The sequence below is a fragment of the Cupriavidus campinensis genome, from assembly GCF_905397395.1.
Taxonomy (GTDB): Bacteria; Pseudomonadota; Gammaproteobacteria; order Burkholderiales; family Burkholderiaceae; genus Cupriavidus; species Cupriavidus campinensis.
Genome location: NZ_CAJPVH010000117.1, coordinates 1 through 4,151 on the forward strand (window position 1 = coordinate 1; position 4,151 = coordinate 4,151).

The 4,151-nt window shown below is 71.0% G+C and carries 5 protein-coding genes; 3 read left to right on the forward strand and 2 right to left on the reverse strand.

What is annotated here, in order from left to right; genetic code table 11:
• The 3 genes from KHO18_RS27910 to KHO18_RS27920 form a co-directional block, all read left to right on the forward strand.
• Window positions 1–698 (forward strand): paraquat-inducible protein A (locus KHO18_RS27910; protein WP_211944286.1); only part of this gene is annotated, 698 nt, incomplete at its 5' end.
• On the forward strand, window positions 685–2,337 hold the full coding sequence (locus KHO18_RS27915) for a PqiB family protein (protein WP_144197363.1): 1,653 nt from the start codon (window positions 685–687) through the stop codon (window positions 2,335–2,337). The genes KHO18_RS27910 and KHO18_RS27915, both read left to right, overlap by 14 nt.
• A complete protein-coding gene (locus KHO18_RS27920; RefSeq protein ID WP_211944287.1) occupies window positions 2,334–2,945 on the forward strand; it encodes a PqiC family protein in 612 nt (203 codons plus the stop codon). Before KHO18_RS27915 ends, KHO18_RS27920 begins: the two co-directional genes overlap by 4 nt.
• Window positions 2,946–2,974: 29 nt before the next feature.
• On the opposite strand, the gene KHO18_RS27925 is transcribed toward KHO18_RS27920, so the two are convergent.
• Both KHO18_RS27925 and KHO18_RS27930 read right to left on the reverse strand, forming a co-directional pair.
• Entirely contained in the window at window positions 2,975–3,526 is a 552-nt protein-coding gene (locus KHO18_RS27925) for a nucleoside 2-deoxyribosyltransferase (RefSeq protein ID WP_211944288.1), read from the reverse strand.
• Between the two features lie 57 nt (window positions 3,527–3,583).
• A partial coding sequence (locus KHO18_RS27930) for a tetratricopeptide repeat protein (RefSeq protein ID WP_211944289.1) occupies window positions 3,584–4,151 on the reverse strand: 568 nt, incomplete at its 5' end.

Sequence of the window (4,151 nt, forward strand, 5' to 3'; positions counted from 1 at the left end):
CGCGCCGCATGGCCGCCGACGTGGTGGCCGAACTGACCGATGACGACGAGCGCACGCCGCTGGCCCAGGTGCCCACGGCCGCCTCGCGCGGGCTGGTGTCCTGCCACGCCTGCGACCTGGTCAGCCCGCGCACGCTGGAAGGCGAGCCCTGCCCGCGCTGCGGCGCCACGCTGCACCATCGCAAGCCGGCCAGCCTGGCGCGCACCTGGGCGTTTCTGCTGGCCGCCTATATTCTCTATATTCCCGCCAACCTGCTGCCGGTGATGGTCACGCAGTCGATCCTCGGCACCCAGCGCGACACGATCCTCTCGGGCGTGATCTACCTCTGGGTGTCCGGCTCGCACCTGCTGGCCGGCGTGGTACTGATCGCCAGCATCGTCGTGCCGCTGCTGAAGATGATGATCCTGACGCTGCTGCTGGTCTCGGTGCACCTGCGCACGTCGTGGCGCATCCGCCAGCAGACCCGGCTGTACTGGCTGGTGGAAATCATCGGCCGCTGGTCGATGCTCGATATCTTCGTGGTGGCGCTGCTCGCCTCGCTGGTGCGCGCCGGCGCGCTCGCCACGATCATCCCCGGCGGCGGCGCGATGGCCTTCGGCGCCGTGGTCGTCCTGACCATGATGGCGTCGCTGAGCTTCGATCCGCGCCTGCTGTGGGACTCACTCGAATTGCCGGAATCCAACGATGCCCGACACTGACAACGCCGCTCCACCCCTTCCGCCCCCGCCGCCCCCCGGCGGCCTGCCCCAGCCCGCGCGGCGCAAGCCCGCGCGCTGGCTGCCCTCGCTGGTCTGGCTGATCCCGATCGTCGCCGCCGTGGTGGGCATTTCGCTGCTGATCAACACGCTGGCCTCACGCGGCCCAGACATCACGGTGACCTTCCGCACCGCCGAGGGCCTGACGCCGGGCAAGACCGCCGTGCGCTACAAGGACGTCGACATCGGGCTGGTGAAGTCCGTGCGGCTGGCGCCGGACCGCTCGCACGTGGTGGCCATTATCGAGCTGACCAAGGATGCCGAGAACTTCGCCGTGGCCGACACGCGCTTCTGGGTGGTACGGCCGCGCTTTGCCATCAGCGGGGTGTCCGGGCTGGAGACGCTGCTGTCCGGCGCCTATATCGGCGTGGATGCCGGCAAGTCGCAGGCCAGCACGCGCAGCTTCACCGGGCTGGAGGTGCCGCCCGTGGTCACCACCGATGCCTCCGGGCGGCAGTTCGTGCTGCGCGCGCAGGACCTGGGCTCGCTCGATATCGGCTCGCCGGTCTACTACCGCCGCGTGCAGGTGGGCCAGGTGGTGGCCTATCAGCTCGAGCCAAACGGGCGCGACATCACGCTGCGGGTGTTCGTCAACAAGCCGTACGACACGCTGGTCACCGCCGACACGCGCTTCTGGCACGCCAGCGGCGTGGACCTGAAACTCGATGCGGGCGGGCTCAAGCTCTCCACGCAGTCGCTGGTGACGGTGCTGCTGGGCGGCGTGGCGTTCCAGTCGCCGGACAACTCCTCGGCCCGCACCGCCGCCGCCGAGAACACGCAATACCTGCTCGCCGGCGACCAGGCCGAGGCCATGAAGGAGCCCGACGAACTGGCGCCCGCGCTGGCCGTGCTCAACTTCGACCAGTCCGTGCGCGGGCTGACCCCCGGCGCGCCGGTGGACTTCCGCGGCGTGGTGGTGGGCACGGTGCGCTCCATCGGCATCGAGTACGTGCGCGACAAGAAGGCGTTCCGCATGCCGGTGGTGGTGGAGTTCTATCCGTCGCGCATGGGCTTCCGCGAGCGCGACGTGGCCGACGAGGAGCGCAAGCGCGCCATCGTGCAGGGGCTGGTCAAGCGCGGCATGCGCGCGCAACTGCGCACCGGCAACCTGCTGACCGGCCAGCTCTACGTGGCGCTCGACTTCTTCCCGAAGGCGCCGCCGCCGACCGACATCGACCTCAATGCGGCGATGCCGGAACTGCCGACCACACCGGGCACGTTCGACGCGCTGCAGGCCAAGCTGGGCGATATCGTCAACCGGATCGACAAGGTGCCGTTCGACCAGATCGGACAGGACCTGCGCACGGCCATGGCGTCGATGAACGCGATGATGGCCTCCGCCGACAAGCTCGTGGCCCAGCTCAACGGCGACGTGGCCCCGCAGGTGCTGGCCGCGCTGCAGGACGCGCGCCGCACGCTGACGGCGGCCAACGGCACGCTGGCGTCAGACGCGCCGCTGCAGCAGGACACGCGGCGCATGCTGCAGGAACTGACGCGCACGGCTGTGTCCCTGCGCGCGCTGACTGACTACCTGGAACGCCACCCCGAGGCGCTGCTGCGCGGCAAGGCGGAGACACCATGATGAAGCGATCTGCTGAGAAGACAAGGATGGCGGCTGCCGTGCTGGCGACGCTGGCGGTGCTGGCAGTGCTGGCCGGCTGCGCCTCGCCCGAGCCGCGCTACTACACGTTGGCGAGCGGCGAGGCCACGGCGCCGGCAGTGACACCGGCGACTACCCCGCTCTGGATCGAAGTGGCCCCGGTACGGGTGCCCGAGCGGCTGAACCGGGCCCAGCTGGTGGTGGCAGACGGCAGCGCGGGCGGGCTGAAGCTGCTTGACCTGTCGCGCTGGTCGTCGCCGCTGCCGGACGAGCTGCGCGACGCGCTGTCGCAGCAGTTGCAGGCGCGGCTCGGCGCTGTGGATACCTACCAGCAGGGCCTGTCGGAAGTAACGCCGGTGTACCGCGTGACCACGGAGGTAGTACGGCTCGATGGCGATCTCGGCCAGCGCGCCGCCGCGACCATCGCCTGGACCGTGCGCAAGCTGCCCGACGGCAAGGTCCTGAGCGGCCGCACGCAGACCGAGCTGCCCGCGCCGGGACAGGTGGACGGCATGGTCAGCGCCTACCGCCAGATCGTGGCGACCACCGCCGCCGACATCGCCGCCGGCGTGCAGTCTCTGCGGCCCTGATTCTTATCTATTAGTCAGTCTTCCGGGAGTCAGTCTTCCGGGCCGCCGGCTTCCAGCGCCTGCGCCCGGCGCGCGGCGCGGCGCCGGTCCGCCTCGGCCATCGCGGCCAGACAGGCTTCGGCGTCGCCAGCCACCAGCCGCACGCTGCAGGCCAGCATCAGGTTCCTGGGCAGGCCGAAGTCCTCCACCACGTAGCCGCGCGCATCGAGCGCGTCGCCATCGGCATCGGTGCCCACGCGCACGCGGTCCAGCAGCGTGCCGGCATCGGCCGAATAGGCCCACACCGGCTTCTGGAGCGCCACCGCGAAACCCACTTCGAACGCCGTGCCACTGTCCGGCTCGCCCGGGCCGCGAAAATCGTCGAGATTGGCCATGACGAGGTCCGCGCGCCGGATCAGCGCGAGATTGGCCTCGTAGATCCACTGCGCGGTGTCGGGGCCGGAGAGGCCGGCCGGCGCGGCTTTGTCGAGCGGATACAGCCCTTCGTAGCCGTGCTGGGCGCACAGCGCCTTGAGATGCGCACCGTGGGCGAGCGCGTCCTTGAGGAAAACGTCGAATCCGGCGAGATAGATCGATTTCATGGGGCGTGAGGTGTGGGCATCCGTCGTGGGATGCCAGCTTACCGGATGCCAGCCACCTCAGGGGGTCAGCGCCGGGTGCCGCAGCGCGTGCGCCGCCTCGGCCATGTGCTGGCGGTACGCCTTGTCGTCGCGCGCGAGGCCCAGTTCGCCGTTGAGGTAGGCCATGGCCAGGGCCTGGAGCGCCGCCGGATGCTCGCGCCCGGCGGCGGCTTCGTACCAGTCGACGGCGCGGGCGTCGTCGCGCGGCACGCCCTCCCCTTCGCGGTAGGCGTTGGCCAGCAGGAACATAGCCTGCGCCACGCCGCCCTCGGCTGCCACGGTGAGCCAGCGCACGGCTGCCGGGGCGTCCGGCGCGCGGCCATAGCCGCCCCGGCACAGCAGGCCCAGGTAGTACGCGGCGCCTGCATCGCCGGCGCGGGCGGCGGCTTCGAGGTGGGTCCAGGCGCGCGGGAGGTCCGGCTGGCGCACCGACAGTTGCCCCAGCAGTTGCCCCAGCATCGACGCCTTGCCGAGCACGAAGTGGGCGCGCACGCTGCCGCTATCGGCGGCCAGGCGCAGCCAGCGCTCGCCATCGGCGCGCGAGAGCGCGTCGGGCCGGGCCAGCAGCGTCTCGCCCAGCGCGGCG

Bases quoted from the DNA above. Each gene is read 5' to 3' on its own strand.
- KHO18_RS27915 (WP_144197363.1), top strand. From the start codon at position 685: ATGCCCGACACTGACAACGCCGCTCCACCCCTTCCGCCCCCGCCGCCC.
- KHO18_RS27920 (WP_211944287.1), top strand. From the start codon at position 2,334: ATGATGAAGCGATCTGCTGAGAAGACAAGGATGGCGGCTGCCGTGCTG.
- KHO18_RS27925 (WP_211944288.1), bottom strand. From the start codon at position 3,526: ATGAAATCGATCTATCTCGCCGGATTCGACGTTTTCCTCAAGGACGCG.